1 pseudogene is annotated in these 365 nt (G+C 50.7%); it reads right to left on the reverse strand.

The features are described 5' to 3' along the window. Positions 1 to 365: pseudogene (locus tag LC431_RS26245) on the reverse strand (hypothetical protein); the annotation flags it as partial.

Consider the following 365-nt stretch of genomic DNA (forward strand, 5'->3'; position numbering starts at 1 on the left):
TCGAAGACGTCCAGGCTGTCGATCACGCCGCGTAATTTCTCCTCGAGGAAACGGTAAGGGTTATAAATTTTCAGATACTTCAGCGCGCTGCGCGTGGCGGGCATATTCAGAAAATCGTTCAATAAGCCGATGGCGCCTTCAAGCGCACGGTAAAGCTGGCCGGGGTTGTTTAGCTGATCCAGATGACTTTTGCGCAAATACAAAAACAGGACTTTAAATCCGCCCTTGCACAGCGACCCTAACACCGGGAAGCAGCCGATCAATGTCAGGCATAACGCAACCCATGCCCAGGTGTCGCTGTCGTCTTCATTAATTTTTTTGCAGTTAGCCACCAGATCGCGGATATCGCAGAGCTGATCCACAAA

This window comes from Rahnella sp. GSA61A (assembly GCF_019969905.1).
In the GTDB taxonomy this organism is placed as follows: Bacteria; Pseudomonadota; Gammaproteobacteria; order Enterobacterales; family Enterobacteriaceae; genus Rahnella; species Rahnella aceris.